Annotated in this window: 16 protein-coding genes; 11 read left to right on the top strand and 5 right to left on the bottom strand. The window is 71.1% G+C overall.

The window, feature by feature from the left end; genetic code table 11:
* Window positions 1-82 precede the first annotated feature (82 nt).
* Window positions 83-757: a uracil-DNA glycosylase gene (locus OG928_RS07990; protein ID WP_406280979.1), complete on the top strand. Its 675-nt coding sequence runs from the start codon at window positions 83-85 to the stop codon at window positions 755-757.
* Between the two features lie 210 nt (window positions 758-967).
* On the top strand, window positions 968-1615 hold the full coding sequence (locus OG928_RS07985; protein ID WP_406280977.1) for a hemerythrin domain-containing protein: 648 nt from the start codon (window positions 968-970) through the stop codon (window positions 1613-1615).
* A 7-nt stretch (window positions 1616-1622) separates the two neighbouring features.
* Here the strand turns inward: OG928_RS07985 and OG928_RS07980 are convergent, their stop codons facing one another.
* From OG928_RS07980 to OG928_RS07970, 3 genes are all read right to left on the bottom strand, one after another.
* The gene (locus OG928_RS07980; protein WP_406280975.1) at window positions 1623-2549 is read right to left on the bottom strand and encodes a TIR domain-containing protein; all 927 of its coding nucleotides are present in this window, start codon (window positions 2547-2549) and stop codon (window positions 1623-1625) included.
* Between the two features lie 68 nt (window positions 2550-2617).
* Entirely contained in the window at window positions 2618-3583 is a 966-nt protein-coding gene (locus OG928_RS07975; RefSeq protein WP_406280973.1) for a hypothetical protein, read from the bottom strand.
* A 104-nt stretch (window positions 3584-3687) separates the two neighbouring features.
* Window positions 3688-4770 carry a TIR domain-containing protein gene (locus OG928_RS07970; RefSeq protein ID WP_406280971.1) on the bottom strand — a complete coding sequence of 361 codons (1083 nt, stop codon included), beginning with the start codon at window positions 4768-4770 and terminating at the stop codon, window positions 3688-3690.
* 300 nt (window positions 4771-5070) lie between these two features.
* Here OG928_RS07970 and fxsA point away from each other — a divergent pair, with 300 nt between their 5' ends.
* From fxsA to fxsT, 5 genes are all read left to right on the top strand, one after another.
* Window positions 5071-5313 (top strand): FxSxx-COOH cyclophane-containing RiPP peptide, encoded by a 243-nt coding sequence (gene fxsA / locus OG928_RS07965; protein ID WP_406280969.1) that lies wholly within the window; start codon window positions 5071-5073, stop codon window positions 5311-5313.
* A gap of 14 nt (window positions 5314-5327) precedes the next feature.
* On the top strand, window positions 5328-6485 hold the full coding sequence (locus tag OG928_RS07960; protein ID WP_406280967.1) for an FxsB family cyclophane-forming radical SAM/SPASM peptide maturase: 1158 nt from the start codon (window positions 5328-5330) through the stop codon (window positions 6483-6485).
* On the top strand, window positions 6482-7858 hold the full coding sequence (locus OG928_RS07955) for an HEXXH motif domain-containing protein (protein ID WP_406280966.1): 1377 nt from the start codon (window positions 6482-6484) through the stop codon (window positions 7856-7858). The genes OG928_RS07960 and OG928_RS07955 overlap by 4 nt, the downstream gene beginning before the upstream one ends.
* A 114-nt stretch (window positions 7859-7972) precedes the next feature.
* Window positions 7973-8728, top strand: a complete 756-nt coding sequence (locus OG928_RS07950; protein WP_406280964.1) for a hypothetical protein — start codon at window positions 7973-7975, stop codon at window positions 8726-8728.
* A 4-nt stretch (window positions 8729-8732) separates the two neighbouring features.
* Window positions 8733-12614, top strand: coding sequence for an FxSxx-COOH system tetratricopeptide repeat protein (fxsT, locus tag OG928_RS07945; protein ID WP_406280962.1), 3882 nt, complete (start codon window positions 8733-8735; stop codon window positions 12612-12614).
* A 60-nt stretch (window positions 12615-12674) separates the two neighbouring features.
* Here the strand turns inward: fxsT and OG928_RS07940 are convergent, their stop codons facing one another.
* Window positions 12675-13919: a cytochrome P450 gene (locus OG928_RS07940; protein ID WP_406280960.1), complete on the bottom strand. Its 1245-nt coding sequence runs from the start codon at window positions 13917-13919 to the stop codon at window positions 12675-12677.
* Between the two features lie 499 nt (window positions 13920-14418).
* On the opposite strand from OG928_RS07940, the gene OG928_RS07935 reads away from it, so the two are divergent.
* From OG928_RS07935 to OG928_RS07920, 4 genes are all read left to right on the top strand, one after another.
* Complete coding sequence (locus OG928_RS07935) at window positions 14419-14613, top strand: DUF2304 domain-containing protein (RefSeq protein ID WP_126639508.1); 195 nt, start codon at window positions 14419-14421, stop codon at window positions 14611-14613.
* Between the two features lie 214 nt (window positions 14614-14827).
* Window positions 14828-15727: a universal stress protein gene (locus OG928_RS07930; RefSeq protein ID WP_406280958.1), complete on the top strand. Its 900-nt coding sequence runs from the start codon at window positions 14828-14830 to the stop codon at window positions 15725-15727.
* 82 nt (window positions 15728-15809) lie between these two features.
* Window positions 15810-16424 (top strand): TetR/AcrR family transcriptional regulator, encoded by a 615-nt coding sequence (locus OG928_RS07925; RefSeq protein ID WP_406280956.1) that lies wholly within the window; start codon window positions 15810-15812, stop codon window positions 16422-16424.
* Window positions 16421-17593 (top strand): NADH:flavin oxidoreductase, encoded by a 1173-nt coding sequence (locus OG928_RS07920; protein WP_406280954.1) that lies wholly within the window; start codon window positions 16421-16423, stop codon window positions 17591-17593. The genes OG928_RS07925 and OG928_RS07920 overlap by 4 nt, the downstream gene beginning before the upstream one ends.
* A gap of 226 nt (window positions 17594-17819) precedes the next feature.
* Here the strand turns inward: OG928_RS07920 and OG928_RS07915 are convergent, their stop codons facing one another.
* Complete coding sequence (locus OG928_RS07915) at window positions 17820-18278, bottom strand: MaoC family dehydratase (protein WP_406280952.1); 459 nt, start codon at window positions 18276-18278, stop codon at window positions 17820-17822.
* Window positions 18279-18346 lie beyond the last annotated feature (68 nt).

Genomic DNA, 18346 nt, shown 5'->3' with positions numbered 1-18346 from the left:
CCGCGGTGTCCGCGCGAGCGGCTACGTTGGAACCCACGTTGATCCATGGGTGTTCCCACACCCTCGTGTGGAGGTTCTTGCTGTGCAGACGTTGCCCGAGTCCTGGCAGCCCGTGCTCGCGGAGGAGTTGGCGAAGCCCTACTACGCCGAGCTGACCGCGTACGTGGACGCGGAACGCAAGGAACACCAGGTCTTCCCGCCGGACGAAGAGGTCTTCGCGGCCCTGGAGGCGACGCCCTATCAGGACGTGCGCGTGTTCGTGGTCGGGCAGGACCCGTACCACGACGACAACCAGGCGCACGGCATGTGCTTCTCGGTGCGTCCCGAGGTCAAGATCCCGCCGTCGCTGCGCAACATCTACAAGGAGATGAACGCGGACATCGGTCTGCCCATCCCCGACAACGGCTACCTGATGCCGTGGGCCCGACAGGGCGTGCTCCTGCTCAACACGGTGCTCACGGTGCGCGCGCACGAGGCCGCGTCGCACAAGGGCCGCGGCTGGGAGAAGTTCACCGACGCGGTGATCAAGGCCGTGAACGACCGGGACGAGCCGGTCGTGTTCCTGCTGTGGGGTGGGCACGCGAAGAAGAAGGCGTCGCTCATCGACACCTCGAAGCACACCATCGTGCAGGGCGCGCACCCGTCGCCGCTGTCCGCGAAGCTCTTCCACGGCAGCAAGCCGTTCTCGCAGATCGACGCCGCGCTCGAGGCCATGGGGCACAAGCCGATCGACTGGACGATCCCCAACCTCAAGTAGCGCGCCGCCGGGCGGTTCGGCGACCGGAACGGGACAGGCAAGAAAAGCGACAACCGACGTTCCGGTTCGGTATCGGCTCGGCCGGTATCGGACCGGAAACGGGCGGCCTTCGGGAATGGCCGGAAATCTCCTTGCATTCGGGTTCGACACCCACCGAGTGCCCTTACGGTGTGAGGCTCGCCCTTTCCATGCCTCCCGAGGCGGCCCACCGTGTCGACGAGCATCGCCCGACCCCTCGCCCCCACTCCCACCCTCGACCTCACCCCCGGATACGTCGCGCACCGCGGTCTGCGGGAGGAGCTGGCCCGCCTGACCGAGGCGACTCGACACCTCGATCCGGTCGACATCCTGCGGGTGCGGGCGGTCGAGGAACACCTTGCGCTCGTGCTGCGCTTCCTCGCGGCGCATCACCGCGAGGAGCACACGATCCTGTACCCCTGGGTGCGCGCCGGTTCCCCCCACGCCGCGCGCACGGTGACCGCGTTCCAGGTCGACCACTCGGTCCTGGAGGAGGCGATGCGCCGCGCGGCCGACGTGAGCGTGCCGTTGCGCGACCGCTCGCCCGCGATCGGGCGGCTGTATGAACTCGTGGCCCGGCACAGCCTGGCCGAGGAGCACCAGCTCTTCCCGTTGATGCGCCGGCACGTGCGCGGTACGCCCGACGGGCGGATGCCGACCCGAACGGTTCGGGTCTGGGGCCGCGACCTGCCCGCGTTCGTCGCGTTCCACCTGCACCACGCGACGAACGCCGAGCGGCAGCGGGTGCTGCGCTGGATCCCGCCGGGTACGGCACTGCTGTGGCGGGCCGGGTGGCGGCGCGCCTACGAGCGGCGCCGGCGGGCCGCGTACGGCGGTTGACGACCGATCAGGAGGACGCCCGGTCGGCCGGATCGGTCGGACGGGTCAGCTCGGCCAGCAGCGCCCGCACGTGCTCGATCTCCGGGCCGGTCGGTTGTACGTCGCCCAGCGCGCGGACCAGCGCGTCCAACGCTCGCGCAGGTTCCGGCTCCGCGAGCGTGGAGAGATCGTGGATCAGCCGCAGCAGCATGATCCGCGGCGCGGCGATCTGCTCGCGGGGCAAGGGTTGTTCGTAGTAGCCCTCGGCCAGATCGAGCCACAGGTTCCACAGGTCGGTCCGCGCGATCCGCGGCACGGCCATGATCGCGTCGGTCAGCGCGCGGGTGTGGTCCGGGCCGATGGTGCGGCGCAGTACGGGCGCGACCGGCAGGCCCGGCGCGGGTTCCTCGTCCGCCGAGGGCGCGGACGCGACCGGCGTGGCGGACGCGGTCGTGGCCGGCGTGCTCGTGGCCGGCGGCGCGGGATCGGCCGCCCGCGGGGCGGGGAACACTGGTGGATCGGTCGGCCTGGTCGGCCCGTGGATCGCCGCGAGCAACTCGACGCGGGCCTCCTGCTCGGTCTTGCCGTACAGCGTCTTGCGCAACAACGGCCGCAGCACGGACGGGATCTCCTCGCGCACCAACTCCCGGACCACGAGCGGGATCAGCCGGCGCCCGCTGCCGCGCAGCGCGTCCGACATCGCGGTCCACTCCACCGTGGTCCAGCGCTCCGGGGTGAAGTAGGCGGGCGAGAACAGCGCGATCATGTGCCCCGCGTTGTCCAGCGCGCGGCTCACGAGCGTCGTGAGGTTCTGCCCGGTCGCCCAGTCCCACGCGTCGAGTTCGACCTCCAGGCCGTCCCGGACGAGTTGTCCCGCGACCCACTCGGCCCACTCCGTGTCCGAACCGGCGTGGCTGATGAAGTAACGCACCTTGTCGTCCCCGTCCTTCCCCATGCCGACCAGCATCGCGCAACCGCCGGTCCGGTGCCCTTCGGCGGATCGGCGTGTCGGCCGCGGCGCGGTCAACTCGGCAGGCTCTCGATCGCCCGGCACACCTCGTCCACGCCCTGCGTGTTGGGCAGCACGTCGAGCAGCGCCCGGCACAGGCACTTCAGCGAGTGGATCGGTTCCGGCCCGTTGACCAGCGCGCGGATCATGTGCAACAGCATCGAGCGCGCGTCGGTCATGTGCCGGTGCAGCAACTGGTGTTCGAGGTAGTCCTCGGCCAGGTCCAGCCAGATCGACCACTTCTCCGGTGCCCGCAGCCCGCGCACGGCCAGGAACAGATCGGCGAGGTAGACGACCTGGCTCTGCGGAATGGTCCGCGGCAGCTTCGCCATGTTCCCGAAGCGCAGCAGTTCCAGGGTCACCTCCGGGGACACCAGGCCGGACGCGAACAGGTCGGCGATCCGGGCGATCGCGGCGGGCCGGTCGCCCACGTACGCCGCGATCGCCTCGGCCGTGACCATCTCCAGCTCGAACCCGCGTTGGGCGTCGAACAGCATCAGCACCGATGAGCCGCGATCGAGCGGGGTCAGGTCGACCGTGGTGCCCAGCCGGCGGGCCTGCGGGTCGGTGCTGGTGATCAGCACGTGGCCGGGGCCCATCGGGATCATCTCGCCGACCAGGCCCGGTCGGTCGACCTCGTCGAAGACGAGCAACCATCCCTCGCGCGAGCGCAGTTCGTGCCCCGGGCCGACCCGCTGGTCGACCCGGTGCCCGAGATCGGCGAGCTGCCCGAGCAGCCGGTGCACGAACGCGACACCGCTCTCGGTGGGCCGGCCGGCGCAGTCGAACCACCACACCACGTCGTACAAGTGCCGGTGCCGGTAGGCGTATTCGCGGGCGAGGTGGGTGGTGCCCAGGCCGGGCAGGTCGTCCTGCGGACGCAGCACGACGCGGTGCTCGGCCTGCATGAGCGTGCGCAGATCGGCGAGCGTGCCGTCGCGCCCGTAGAACCGGCCCCGGGTGCCCGGGACGTTCCACACCGGCGGGTTGTCGGTCGGCGAGCGCGGCGGGGGCGGCGGGGGAATCCTGGGTGGTCCCGCCGGGCGCGGCGGACGCGGCGCCGGGGATATCGGGTCGGACGCGGTCAGAAGAACCCCGGATTCCGGGCGGGCAGCGGCGCGAACCGGTGCACGGCCTCGACGAGCAGGTCGCGCTGGCCGACCGCGTCCGCCTCGGTCAGGTCGACCGGTTCGACGCCGCGGAACATCGACGGCACCTGGGTACGCCCCACCACGATCGGCAGCAGCCGTCCGCCGGTGTCCGGGTCGCCGAGCGCCTCCTCCCACTCGTCCATCGCCAGCCGCCTGGTCTCGAAGTAGTGCTCGGAGAACAGCGCGAGGACGTGCTCGCCGAGCCCGCGCGCCCGCGCCATCGCCTTGCCGAAGCTCTCGCCCGCGCTCCAGTCCCACCGGCTCAGCGACACCCGGTAGTCCTCGAACGTGAGCACCTCCGAGACCCAGTCGGCCCACGCGAGATCGTTGCCGACGTAGCTGATCACCAGGTCGGTGCGGGCCGGGGGGATCGACTCCAGGATCGGCCCGCGGCGCACGGGCAGTTCCGGCAGCGTGCGCGAACCGCCGTGCTCGCTCCCGAACATCGGCTCGACCTCGGCCGCCTCGGCGGCACTCGACGGCGCCAGGTGGTGGTCGAGCGCGACGCGGATCCGGTCCGCCACCACGCGCACCGCGCGGATGTAGCCGATGTCCCGGATGCCGCCCAGCCGCAGCATGTCGAACACGCTCGCGCCCTCCCCGGGCGGCGCGATCCCCGCAGGCCACTCGATCGCCCCCACCGCGTGCGGGATGGGCTCCTCGATCGCCTTCCAGTGCACCGGAATCAGCACCGGCGGGGCGGTACCGAACAGCGATTCGTGCCGTCGCACCCGGTCGGTGAACACCGCCCAGTCGCGGCCGCAGTCCAAGTCCTCGAAGTAGTCGTCGGAGCACAACGCGACCATCGCGCGCGCCTGCGCGGGCGGATCGCCGGTCGGGATCTGCGCCGGGCCGATGCTCGGCTGCAAGCGGATGGCTCCGCGCACCCGTTCCATGGCGCGCCGGAGTTCGGCCTCGACGTCGTCGTGGAAGCGGGCCGCCCACTTGGGATCGCGGTCGGCGACGTGACTCGTGAAGAAGTCGTAGTCCACCAAGCGACCCCCGGGATCGAGCACCGTTCAAGGACGGCCGAGCGATGCCACCACGCCGAGGCGGCGGCGGGCCAGGCAAGTGCCGCCTCCAAGCCGACCGTTCGTGTGTACGACTCTGCCACACCAGAGCATCGCGCAGGCCGGCCCGGCCCGGCTAGTATAGGAAGGCTTGTGTAATCGTGGCGATACGTTCCGCACTCGAATGTACGGGTTTCACTCGGACGGCACACTCGAACGGCACACGGTGGCCTTGCGACGTGATCTCGAACGTCCGGGCGGCGCGGGAGAACGGGGGACCTGCGGATGCAAGGAGAGCGCGGTGAAGTGGAGTCGGCTCTGCCCGACCTCGACGGGCTCTGTCTCGACGATCTGGACGATCTGCCGGCCTCCGTGCTCGCGTCCGCGCTGCGGCGGCTGATGCACGAGTCCGAGGAGCCCTCGGAGGCGGTGGTCGCCAGCTTCGACAGCGCCGTCGAGCCCGCCTTCGCCGAGATCTGGGTGCAGGCCGATGCCGACGACGGTGACGACGAACCCCGGTCGGACGGGAGTGCCGGCGTCCGGAGCTGACCGTGGGAGGGCCGATGAACGAAGCGATACCGTTTCGGCAATTCGTGGTCAAGATCGCCGCGCGCTGCAACCTCGCGTGCGATTACTGCTACGTGTACGAACTCCGGGACCAGGGTTGGCGGAACCGGCCTCGCCTGATCGCCGAAGAGACGGTGGTCGCGCTGGGTCGGTGGCTGCGCGCGCATGCCGAGCGAGCCGGCCTGCGGACCGTGGACATCGTGCTGCACGGCGGTGAGCCGCTGCTCGCGGGACCCGATCGCCTCGACGCCATCGCGACCGGCCTGCGTGCCGCGCTGGCCGGCGTGGCCGAGCCGCGCTTCACCCTGCAGACCAACGCGGTGCTCCTCGACGAGCGCTGCGCCGAGGTGCTGCTGGCGCACCGGATCCGGGTCGGCGTATCGCTCGACGGCGACGAACTCGCCCACGACCGGCACCGGCGCGGGGCCGACGGGCGCGGCAGCCACGCCGAGACGGTGCGCGGCATCGCGCTGCTGCGCCGGGAACGCTACCGGCCGCTGTACGGCGGGCTGTTGTGCACGATCGACCTGGCGAACGACCCGGTCGGCACCTACGAGGCATTGCTCGCGCACGCGCCGCCGATGATCGATCTGCTGCTGCCGCACGCCACCTGGGAGTACCCGCCGCCCGGCGCGCGCGACGGCGAAACCCTCTACGCCGACTGGTTGATCGCGATCTTCGACCGCTGGTACGGCGCGCCGGTTCGGGAGACGCGCGTGCGGATCCTGGAAGACCTCGTCGACCTGAGCCTGGGCCGGGCGGTGCGCAGCGAGACGCTGGGTCTGAGCCCGGCGGGCTCGCTGGTGGTCGAGACGGACGGCACCTTCGAACGGCAGGACGCGCTCAAGGCCGCGTACGACGGCGCCGCGGCCACCGGGCTCGACGTCTTCCGGCACGACCCGGCGACCGTGCTCGCCGCGACCGCGTTCGCCGGCCCCGGCGGCGGGACCGACGAGCCGAGTCGGACCTGCCGGCGCTGTCCCGTGCTGCGCAGTTGCGGGGGCGGCCTGCGGGCGCATCGCTATCACCCGGCCAACGGGTTCGACAATCCCTCGGTGTACTGCGCCGACCTGCGGGCACTGATCGAGCACGTGGGTGCCCGGGTGCGCGGTGACGTGCGCGCGCTGTTGGCGGGTCTGGAGCGGCGGCGATGATCGGGACGCATCGCCTCGACGCCGCGATGTTCGGCGAACTCGCGTCGGGCTACGGCGGATCCGAGGCCGTTGCCGCGCTCGCCCGGGCCCAGGAGAGCCGCCGGCTGCTCCAGGTGTACGCGGTGGTCGCGGCCGCCCGCGAGCGCCTGCCGAGTTCGCGCACGGCGCGACTGGTCGATGCGCTCGACCTGCTCGCCCAGATCCAGCGCACGGCCCCGGAGGCGGCTCGGACGGTGCTGATGCATCCCTACACGGGCGCGTGGGCGATGCGCTGCCTGTTGTGGCTGCGCCGACCCGAAGCGGGTTCGACGGCACCCGACGCGGATCGATTGCTCGGCCATCTCGGCTCGATCGCGGCCGCCGCCGCACTGCGCGCCGATCCCGAGCACGGCCCGGCGGACCGGATCGAGGTGCGCGCCGTCGACGGGTGGGTGTACCTGCCCACGCTGGGCCGGGTGCGGCTGTCCGGGGACGCGGGTCGGATCGCGTCGACCGGCCGGCAATGGCGGATCGATGGACGGCCGATCTCGCGGCGCGAGGCCAACCGGGTCTGCTCCGCGACGGCCGCCGGGCTGTCCGCCACCTTGGCGATCGAGGACGTCGACCCCTATCGCGACGTACACCGCTGGGAGCCGACGGCCCGCCTGACCACTCACCAAGTATCCTTGCTGCAAAGGAATTTCGTGAACGCGTGGGGCCGGCTGGCAGCCGCTCACCGGGCCTACGCGGCCGGCCTGAGCGAGGCACTGTCCACGGTGGTCCCGGTGGTCGCGGGGCCCGGGGTCAGCCTCAGTTCGTCGTCCCGATACGCGTTCGGAGGCATCGCGCTCGCGCCGGCCATGGGGCCGACCACGCTGGCCGTCACGCTGATCCACGAGTTCCAGCACAACAAGCTCGGTGCGGTACAGGACATCACGAAGCTCTCGGAGCGCTCGGCGGCCCGGTATCGGGCGCCCTGGCGGTTGGACCCCCGACCGGTGGGGGCACTCCTGCAAGGTGCCTACGCGCACCTGGGGATCGCGGACTTCTGGCGGATTCGGCGGCAGACGGCCGCAGGGGAGGAGCAGGATCGGGCGCAGGCCGAGTTCGCCGTGCACCGCGCGCACGTCACCGAGGCGATCGACACGCTGCGCGCGTCCGGTGAGCTGACGCCGGACGGCGAGCGGGTCGTGGGTGCCATGGCGGGCACCGTCGAGCCGTGGTGGCGCGAGGACGTACCCGCCGACGCGGCGCGCCGCGCGGCCGAACGGGTGCGATCGGGCCGGCGGACGTGGGCGGAGCGAAACGGTGCCGCAGGCGCGGCGGAGCCGGGTGGGCAGGCCGTGGACGTGGGCAAAACAACACGAAACGAGAGAGAACATGAGATTACCTGATGTTACGAGGAGTAACTTCGAGTGATGAACTCGGGTAGCCTGGGAACAACGAGTGACGGACGGGGAGGGCAATCCCACGCGCGTCGAAACGAAGCACCGACAGCAGGGGTCGAGATGACACCAGTCTTCTTCACGAGTCGGTCGTGCGGCGACGAGCGTGCCTACGTCGAGCGTTTCCACTCCGATCTCGAACAAGCCGTCTCCGCCCGAGTGGCGGGCCGGGACGGTGCGCGGGGCCTGCTGTCGCCGTGTGTGGACCGCGATCCGGGCGACCCGCCCGAATCGCTCGCCGCGTGCTCGTTTCCCGCGGCCGTGGTGCTGGCGTCGCCCGACTACCTCGCAGACCCCGCCGCCATGCGCGAATGGGCGGTGATGGCCGAACGCGTGCGCGGCCACCGGGTCCGGACCGGCGAACAGCTCGACGCGATGGTCATTGTGCGCTGGCGGGCCACCGAATCGCGCCCCGGCGAGCAGCCGACCCCGGATCTCGGCGCCGACGGCGACTACGGTCCGATCTACTCCCGCCAGGGCCTGTTCGACCTGATGCGCCTGGAGGGCCACTCGGCCGACTACCGGCGGCTGATCGCCGAGTTGGCCCGGGTGGTGGTCGAGGTCAACCGCGTTCCGCTGCGCCCGTTGCCGCCGGCCGAGGCGCGCGAACTCGTCCCGGCCGTGCGCACCGTCCCGAGCCCCGCTCCGGCCCGAATGCCGTACGCCGGCCCCGCGCCGGTCGCGACCGCTGCCCGGGCCCTGCCCACGCACTCCCGCACCGGCCCGGACCTGCCCACCCGACCCCGCTGGATCACGGCCCGACACAATCCCCGCCGCCCGTTGCTGTGGGGACCCGGTGGCGATGTTGAGGAGCACTGAAACGATGAGCGACAACCCGCCGGGAACCGTCGTCACGTTCTACTCGTACAAGGGCGGCACCGGCCGCACGATGGCCCTGGCCAACGTCGCCTGGATCCTGGCCTCCCGAGGCAAGCGCGTGCTCGTCGTGGACTGGGACCTCGAATCACCCGGCCTGCACCGCTACTTCCACCCCTACCTGATCGACAAGCGGCTGGAGGACACGCGCGGCGTGCTCGACATGATCCGCGCCTTCGCCAAGGTGGTCGGATCCGACGCGAGCACCGACGCGATGATCGACGCGAGCCGGATCGACGAGAGCCGGGTGGACGGCTGCGCGGTCAAGGTCGACCGGGACTTCCCGGACGGCGGCCTGATCCGCTTCCTCGGCCCCGGCCGGCAGAACCACGACTACGCGGCCACGCTCGCGGGCTTCAACTGGGCCGACTTCTGCGAGAGCCCGCACGGCATCGGCTTCCTGGACGCGCTGCGCGAGGACATGCGCGCCTCCTACGACTACGCGCTGATCGACAGCCGGACCGGGCTCAACGACATCGCCGGCATCTGCACCACGCTGCTGCCCGACGTCGTGGTGGACGGCTTCACCCTGAACGAACAGGCGATCGACGGCGGCGTGAACGTGGCCCGCTCGATCGCCCGGCAGGCCGATCGCCCGTTGCGGATCCTGCCCGTCCCGATGCGTGTCGAGGACGACGAGAAGGACAAGCTCGAAGCCGGCCGCGACCACGCCCGCGAGCGGTTCGCGGAATTCCTCGCGAGCCGGACCGAGGCCGAGCGGACCAAGTACTGGGGCGAGGTGGAGATCCCCTACAAGGCGTTCTACGCCTACGAGGAGACCCTCGCGACGCTGGGCGACCGGCCGCTCCAGGAAGGCAGCCTGCTCAGTGCTTACGAGCGCCTGACCGGCGTGCTCACCGACGGCGCGATCACCCGGCTCAACCCGATCGACGAGGTGGATCGTCGCCGCGAGCTGCGGCGCTTCGAGCGGATCCGGTACACCGCCCCGGTCACGGTGCGGATCCTCTACAGCGCCCGCGACCGCATGTGGGTCGACTGGGTGCGCGCGCAACTGACCGCCTCGGGCGCCCAGGTGGTCGGCACCGGCGGCAGCGACACGCCACTCGAGGACTTGCAGAACGTCGACAGCGTCGTGATCGTCTCGTCCTCGCATTCGCTCCCCAGTCGATCCTGGACCGCGATGCGCACGGCCCTGCGCCGGCTCGCGGCGGTCGACCGGGCGAGCGTGGTGACGCTGCGGGTGGACGACCTGGTCGACAGCGACCCGGGCGTGGGCGAAACGGTCACGCTGACCTCGCTGTCCGAGGACAACTGCCGTACCGCGCTGCTGACCGCCTTCGGTCGCACGCCTGCGGACGGGACCCCGGTGGACGGCCCCAGGTTCCCCGGAACCAAGCCCAGGGTCGCCCAACTGCTGCCCCGCCACCCGGCGTTCACCGGGCGCGACGACATCCTCGAACGGCTGCGCGACCAACTCGCCAAGGGTGCGACCGCCGTGTTGCCCCAGGCGTTGCACGGCCTCGGCGGCGTCGGCAAGACCCAGGTCGCGCTCGAGTACGCACACCGCTTCGCCGCCGACTACGACGTCATCTGGTGGGTGTCGGCGGAGCAGGCGCAAGGCGTCGCCGCCCAGCTCGCCCGGCTCGGCGCGCGGCTCGACCTGCCCTCCGGGGAGAACGTCACGGACGCGGCGGCCACGGTGTTGCAGACCCTGCAACAGGGCGAGCCGTACGATCGCTGGCTGGTGATCTACGACAACGCGGACGAACCGGCGTCGGTGGCCCACCTGATGCCGCAGGGCAGCGTGAACGGCCACGTCCTGGTCACCTCGCGCAACGACCTCTGGGCGCGCAGCGCGCGCCCGCTCGAGGTCCCGGTGTTCCGCCGCGACGAGAGTGTCGCGCTGCTCCAGCGCCGGGTGCCGGCACTGACCGAGGCGGACGCGCAGAAGGTGGCCACCGCCCTGGGCGACCTGCCGCTGGCGGTCGAGCAGGCCGGCGCGTGGCTCGCCGAGTCGGCGATGCAGGTCGAGGAATACCTGGAGCGGGTCAACACCCGGGTCAGCGCGATCCTGGACGAGGGCCAGCCGCCGGACTACCCGACCACGGCCGCCGCGACCTGGACCGTCTCGCTCGACGAGCTCAAGGAGCGGCAGCCGGCGGCGGTGCGCCTGCTGGAGCTGTGCGCGTACCTGTCGCCCGACTCCATCTCGATGCGGCTGCTGCGCTCGCGCGAGGTGCTCCAGGAACTGGTCCGGGTGGACAGCTCGCTCGGCGACACCCTGCTGCTGTCCCGGATCTTCCAGCAGCTCGGCCGGTACGCGCTGGCGCGGGTGGACCGAGGCGAGGACACCATCCAGGTGCACCGCCTGGTCCAGGCCGTGTTGCGCGACCAGATGCCGGCCGAGGAGAGTGCCGCCCGGCGTGCCCGGGTGCTGGAGATCCTGGCCGCCAACGCGCCCGGCGACGTGGACGACCCGGCCAACCAGGAGGCGTACGAGGAGCTGTACAAGCACCTGGTGCCCTCGCGCGCGCTGGAGAGCGACTCGGAGGGCGTGCGCCGCTGGATCGTGGAACAGGTGCGCTTCGCCTGGCGTTTCAACGACTGGGAGTTCGGCCAGTACATCGCCGAGATCGCGCTCGACCGCTGGCGCGCGCGGTTCAACCGGCACGACGCGCTGACCCTGCGGATGTGCACCCAGTTGGCGAACGTGTATCGCTCCCAGGGCAGGTACCGCAAGGCATACGACCTGGACCGGGCCACGTTGGAGGCCCAGCGCGAGTCGCTCGGCCCGGACCACCCGCACACCCTGATCACCGGCCGGGGCTACGGCGGCGACCTGCGCTCGCTCGGCCGCTTCCACACCGCGCTCGAATCCGACCGGGACAACTACGCCCGCTTCAGCGACGTCTTCGGCGAGGACGCGAACGACACCCTGCTCGCCGCGAATAACCTCGGTGTCTCGCTCCGCCTGATGGGCCGGCTGGAGGAGGCGCGCGAGGTACACCAGGAGGCGTACGACCGGCGCCGGCGGATCCAGGGCGACGACCACCCGAGGACCTGCTTCCTGGCCAACGAGATCGGCCAGGACCTGCGCGAGCTGGGTGACTACGCGGGCTCGCGGGCGGTGCTCCAGCAGACGTTGGCGCGGGAGGAGGCGATCGGTCGCACCCGGGACGCGATGCGCACCTCCAAGAACCTCGCGGTGACGATCCGGCAGACGGGGGACGCCCGCTACGCCCGCTCGCTGGACAGCGACACCCTGGAGAAGTACCGCGCCTACCTCGGTCCCACCCACCCCGTGCTGCTCGCGTGCACGGTCAACCTCGCCGCCGACAACCACGCGATGAGCAACGACGAGGCGGCGCTCGAACTCGCTCAGGAGGCGTACCGGGGCTACCGCGAGCAGTTCGGCGCGCAGCACCCCTTCACGTTCGGGTGCGGCAGCAACCTGTCCACCTACCTGCGGGCGGTCGGCCGGGACGAGGAGGCGATGACCCTCGGGCAGCGTTGTCTGGACGGTCTGCGCGAATTGCTGGGCGAGGACCACCCGTTCACGCTGGCGGCCGGGCTCAACCACTCGAACAACCTGTATCGGGCGGGTGAGGTCAACGAGTGCGCCGAGCTCGACCGGGTGACCTACGACCGGTACGAGGCGCTGCTCGGCGCCGACCACCCGCACACCCTGGTCGCGGCCTGCAACCGGGTGCAGAGCCTGGGCGAGATCGGCCGCCGGGACGAGTCCCGGGAATGGTTCACCCGCACCGAGCGCGCGTGTCGACGCAAGCTCGGCGACGAACACCCGATCACCCAGGGCCTGCGGGCGCGTCGCCGACTGGAGACGGACATCGAGGTGCCGCCGACCTGATCGGCGCCACCTCGAGTGCCGCGGCCGGTCCGACCCTTCGTCGGGCCGGCCGCGGTCCGTTCACGCCGAGTGCATCCGGACCGGCATGTCCTTCACGCCGTTCAGGAAGTTGGAGCGCATCCGCCGGGCCGGGCCCAGCAGTTCGACCCGCTCGACCCGCTCGGCCAGGGTGCGGAACATGATCTCCAGTTCGAGCTTGGCCAGATGCCGGCCGAGGCAGAAGTGCGGACCGCCGCCGCCGAAGCCCAGCATGGGGTTCGGGTCGCGGCCGATGTCGAGCCGATGCGGGTCGACGAACACGTCCTCGTCGTGGTTGGCGGACGCGTAGTAGACCACCACCTTGTCGCCGGCGGCGATCGGCTGCCCGCTCAGCTCGGTGTCCTGTACGGCGGTGCGCTTGAAGGCGTTGACCGGGCTGACCCAGCGGACGATCTCGTCCGCGGCGGTGCCGGCCAGCCCCGCCGGGTCGGCGCGCAGCCGTTCCCACTGCTCGGGGTTTTGGATCAGCGCGTGCATGCCACCCGATATCGCGTTCCGCGTGGTCTCGTTGCCGGCCACCGCGAGCAGCATGAAGAACAGGTCGAATTCGATCGCGGTCAGCTCCTGGCCGTCCCGATCGGGGCAGACCAGCTTGGACACGATGTCGTCCACCGGACATTCCCGCCGGGCCGCGCCGAGCGCGTCCGCGTATCCGAACATCTCCATCTGAACCTGTCGACCCTCGGCGTCGTCGTCCGAGCGCAGGTCCGGATCCGCTTCACCGACCAGCTTGTTCGACCATTCGAACAGCTTGTGCCGGTCGATCTGCGGTACGCCCATCAGGTCGGCGATCACCACGAGCGGCAACTCGGCCGCGCACATCGCGACGAAGTCGCCCTCGCGCTGTGCGACGGCCGCCGAGACGATGCGCTCGCACGCCTCGCGGACCTTGTCCTCCAGGGTCAGCGTCGTGCGCGGGGTGAAGCCCTTGTTGACGATGTTGCGCAGCCGCGAGTGCTCGGGCGGGTCCATGTTGAGCATCATCAGGCGCTGGGTGTCGAGCATGTCCTCGGTCGGCTCGACGAGCAGCGACAGGCGCTCGCGGGACGAGAAGATCTCCGGATTCCGGGACACCCGGATCACGTCGGCGTGCCGGGTGACGGCCCAGAAGCCGTCGGGGCGGTCGGGGTCGGCGTGGCGGTACACGGGGGCGGTGCGGCGCATCTCGGCGAACGTCGCGTGCGGGATGCCCGCGTCGTAGCTGTCGGGGCTGTACACGTCGAATGTCGCGGCACTGGACGTGGCGCTGTCGATCTTGTCGGGCACGGCGAACCTTCCGGCAGTGGTGCTGGCGGAGCGCGGGCGCGGCCAGACTTCCACGGCTCGCGAGGGTCGGGAAGAGCGATCGGGACGTCCGCCGCGCGGATTCGGACCCGGACTCGCCGTGTGACAGAGCGTGACACATCGTGACGGGCTCGTAATACGCCCACGACACGCCCGCGACATGCCGTGACACGCCGTGACACGCCGATCCTCGGCACGACTCGCCTGGCGAGCCTGTGACGTTTTGCTACTTTATAGACACTTTCTGTTAGTTTCTGTGACGGTGACAAAAACACACATCATCCAGATTCAGCCGGTTACGTCCTGACGGGGGCGGCGCGGACCCGCGGCCTCCAGGGGCCTCGGGCTCGCATCCCACGGCCTGGGGGCGCGTTTCGCCCCGGCGCGTCGCCCCGATCCGGCAGTCCTCGCGCTGTCCCGAAACCGGCGCGACCGTTCCGTCCCCTGCGCTCCAGAGCGCGCCTCCCGAGGAGTCACCCCCATGGCCCTGTCCATCTCCACCGTCGTCCTGCTTGGCGTCATCGTGTTCATCTTCATCCGCAAGGGCGGCATGCGAATCCCGCACGCCATCGTCTGCGCGCTACTCGGGTTCTATCTCGCCAGTACCTCGATCGCGCCGAGTATCCACAGCAGCGGCAAGAGCGTCGCGAATCTGCTGAGCAATCTGAATTTCTGATCGCGACGGTCACCCCGACCGGCCCGGCGGCAGGTTCGCCGGGCCGGTCGTCGACGTCTCGACTCGATATCGGTGAGCCTTCTCACTTGGTCCCGATTCGGGCGCACGCGGGACGTGACGGGGTATCGCCACTGTCGGGCGTCGAGAACCGGTGGATGTTCCGGTCACGGCGCGGCTCGAACGGAACTTCGGCGGATCGCAGTGGAGAGCAGGCATGGACAACACAGGCGCGGTCGGCACACCCCTGGTGGTCGTGGGCACGGACGGGTCGGACCACGGGGACCGGTCGGTGGCCAGGGCCGCCGCGACGGCCGCCCGCAGCGGCGCGCGGCTGCGGATCGTGCACGCGATCCGGATGCCGATGGCGTTGCCCGGCTTCGAACCGGTCGACCCCGGTGAGGAGGTCCTGGCGGCGGCCTCGGAGGAGGTCGCGCGGGCTTCGGCCGCGGCGCTCGCGCGCCACCCGGGCCTGACCGTCGAGGGGCGGGTCGGGTTCGGGCTGCCCGCCGACGCGCTCCTGGAGGCGGCCGAGGGCGCGACCCTGCTGGTGGTGGGATCACGCGGCGGGGGCGGGTTCGCCGACCTCCTGCTCGGCTCGGTGTCGCGCTCGCTGACCGCGCGGACGCCGTGCCCGCTGCTGGTGGTGCGCGGTGGATCGGGCGTGCCCTCGGCGGCCGGCGAGCCGGCCGTGAGCGGCGCGGACGTGCTGGTCGGCATCCAGGGCGAGGACGACGGGCCGGCGGTGCGGGCCGCGTTCGAGGCGGCCCGGCAGTGGGGGCTGCCGGTGCACGCGGTGCACGCGTGGAGCTGGCCCGGCTACGCCGGTATCGCGGGGCCGACCGACGCCGACATGCGCGCGGTGCGCCAGGTGCACGAGGCGAGCCTGGAGGAAGCGCTCGAGCCGGCGCGCGCGGTGTTCCCCGAGGTCGAGGTGCACGCGGAATCGGTGCTCGGCGACGCGGCCGGCACGCTGATCGAGGCGTCCCGGACCGGCGCGCTCGTGGTGGTCGGGGTGCGGCACCGGCGGGGACCGCTGCGGCACTGGGTCGGCCACATCGCGGTGACCGCGCTCGAACACGCGCACTGCCCGGTCCTGGTCGTACCGCTGAGCTGAGCACACGGGCCCGTCCGCGGCCGGCGCCGGCATTTTCAATCAGTGATTGAAAATGCCGGCGCTTCGTGGTTTGGTGCGTGCCGTGACAGCGCAATCGCGAGCTCGGCTGCTCGACGAGGCCGAACGGCTCTTCCTCGCCCAGGGCTACGACAAGGTCTCCGTGCGGGCGGTCAACGCCGCCGCCGGGATGAACCCGGCGGCGGTGCACTACCACTTCGGGTCCAAGCGGGACCTTGTGGTGGCCCTGCTGCAACAGCGCCTGGGGCCGCTGTGGGCCGGGCCGCTCGCGGACCTCGATCGGGCCCGCGCACGGGGCCGGCCGCCCGCCGTCGGCGAGATCGTCACGATCATCGTCGAACCGTTCGACCGCCTCGCCCGCGAGCCCAACGGCCCGATGCTGCTCCAATTGCTCGCTCGTACGGTGCTTTCCGGGCAGGAACTGCCCTGGGACGACCCGTGGTTCCGACACCAGCCGTGGCGCGACCTGCTGGCCGCGGCGCGTCCCGACCTGAGCCCACGGGAGATCGCGGACCGCTGGCGGCTCGCGTTCGACCTGCTGCTCCAGCTGTACGGCCAACCCGTGGCCGACGCCTTTGTTCCGCCGCCCGCCCCCGAGACCGTCGCCGCGTTCGTCACCGCGGGCCTCGACGCGTCCCGACCGGCCGATCCGCTTCGCACAGAACGAGGTGACTCGTGATACCCGACGTCTTCGCCCCCGCCAAGCTCGGTCCGCTGACGCTGCGCAACCGGATCATCAAGGCCGCGACGTTCGAGGGGGCCACCCCGGACGCGCTGGTCACCGACAACCTGATCGAGTACCACCGGCGGCCCGCCGCCGGGGGCATCGGGATGACCACGGTGGCCTACTGCGCGGTGGCGCCGGAGGGCCGCACCGACCGGCACCAGATCTGGATGCGCCCGGAGGCGGTGCCGGGGCTGCGCCGGCTCACCGACGCGGTGCACGCCGAGGGCGCCGCCGTGTCGGCCCAGCTCGGGCACGCGGGCCCGGTCGCCAACGCCAAGTCCAACGGTCGGCCCGCGCTGTCGGCAGGGCGGATGTTCAACCCGCTCGGCATGCGCGTGACCCGTGCCGCGACCGCGGCCGACATCGCCCGGGTCACCCGTGCGCACGCCGAGGCCGCGTTGTTGGCGATCGAGTCCGGCTTCGACGCGGTCGAGATCCACCTCGGCCACAACTACTTCGCGAGCGCGTTCCTGAGCCCCAAGCTCAACCGACGCAAGGACGCGTACGGCGGTGCGCTCGCCAACCGAGCCAAGGTCGCGCGTGAGGTCTGCCGGGCGGTGCGCGACGCGGTGGGGGACCGGATCGCGATCACCGCCAAGCTCAACATGGAGGACGGCGTCCCGGGCGGGATCCGGCTGGACGAGAGCCTCCGCACGGCCCGGTGGCTGGAGGAGGACGGTTCGCTCGACGCGCTGGAGCTGACCGCCGGCAGTTCGCTGCTCAACCCGATGTACCTCTTTCGGGGCGACGCCCCGGTGCCGGAGTTCGCCGCGACCTTCCCGCAGCCGCAGCGGCTCGGGGTCAAGCTGATCGGCAAGCAGATCCTGCGCTCGTACCCGTACGAGGAGGCTTATCTGCTCGCGTCGGCCCGGCAGTTCCGGGCCGAGCTCAAGCTGCCGCTGATCCTGCTCGGCGGGATCACCAACCGCGACACCATGGATCTGGCGATGCGCGAGGGGTTCGAGTTCGTGGCGATGGGCCGTGCGGTGCTGCGCGAGCCGGACCTGGTCAATCGGATCTCGGCCGAGCGGGGGACGCGGTCGTTGTGCATTCATTGCAACAAGTGCATGCCGACGATTTACAGCCGGACTCGGTGCGTGGTGGTTGAGCCGGACGCATAGAGCCGGGCGGCCGGGGGCTTTGGCCTCAAGCGCCGGCCGGGCTGAGATGTGCTTCCGTTGCGTGGGATCGCTGCGGATGTGTGGGCCGCTGTCCTCAAGCGCCGGACGGGCTGGGGTTGCGTGCGTCGCGTGGGGGTGCTGCGGACGTGTGGGTCGGTGTCCTCAAGCGCCGGACGGGCTGGATTCAGCCCGTCCGGCGTTTGAGGACGACAAGGCCGTCCGGGGTTCAGGACAGGTAGCGGGTGATCGAGTCGATTACGCACGCCGGCTTGGGGGAGTCGGCGATTTCGATGGTGATGCGGATTGTCACCTGGATGCCGCCGGGGATGTCGGCGACCGTCGCGATCTCCGCGCCGCCACGCACCCGGGAGCCGACGGTGACCGGGGACGGGAAGCGGACCTTGTCCACGCCGTAGTTGACGCCCATCGAGATGTTCCGCACCTCGACGATCTGCGGCAGGAACAGGTTCGACAGGGCCAGCGTCAGGTAGCCGTGTGCGATCGGTGCGCCGAACGGGCCCTCCTTCGCCTTCTCGGCGTCCACGTGGATCCACTGGTGGTCGCCGGTGGCGTCGGCGAACAGGTTGATCCGGTCCTGGGTGATCTCCAGCCACTCGCTGTGGCCGAGGTGCTTGCCCACCGAGTCCTTGATCTGCTGGAGGTCGGTGAAGACGGTGGCCGCCATGTGCTCTCCCAGTCGTTTCTGATGGTCTGTCAGATCGTTGTTCCGTGTATAACAGACCATCCCCGTCG

The sequence above is a fragment of the Embleya sp. NBC_00896 genome (assembly GCF_045207785.1).
Taxonomy (GTDB): domain Bacteria; phylum Actinomycetota; class Actinomycetes; order Streptomycetales; family Streptomycetaceae; genus Embleya.
Note: the sequence above shows the minus strand (reverse complement) of the source record. Positions and strands in the feature narration are given on the sequence as shown.

Bases quoted from the DNA above. Each gene is read 5' to 3' on its own strand.
- OG928_RS07960 (WP_406280967.1), top strand. From the start codon at position 5,328: ATGAACGAAGCGATACCGTTTCGGCAATTCGTGGTCAAGATCGCCGCG.
- OG928_RS07935 (WP_126639508.1), top strand. From the start codon at position 14,419: ATGGCCCTGTCCATCTCCACCGTCGTCCTGCTTGGCGTCATCGTGTTC.
- OG928_RS07980 (WP_406280975.1), bottom strand. From the start codon at position 2,549: ATGGGGAAGGACGGGGACGACAAGGTGCGTTACTTCATCAGCCACGCC.
- fxsT (WP_406280962.1), top strand. From the start codon at position 8,733: ATGAGCGACAACCCGCCGGGAACCGTCGTCACGTTCTACTCGTACAAG.
- OG928_RS07915 (WP_406280952.1), bottom strand. From the start codon at position 18,278: ATGGCGGCCACCGTCTTCACCGACCTCCAGCAGATCAAGGACTCGGTG.
- OG928_RS07930 (WP_406280958.1), top strand. From the start codon at position 14,828: ATGGACAACACAGGCGCGGTCGGCACACCCCTGGTGGTCGTGGGCACG.
- OG928_RS07950 (WP_406280964.1), top strand. From the start codon at position 7,973: ATGACACCAGTCTTCTTCACGAGTCGGTCGTGCGGCGACGAGCGTGCC.
- OG928_RS07955 (WP_406280966.1), top strand. From the start codon at position 6,482: ATGATCGGGACGCATCGCCTCGACGCCGCGATGTTCGGCGAACTCGCG.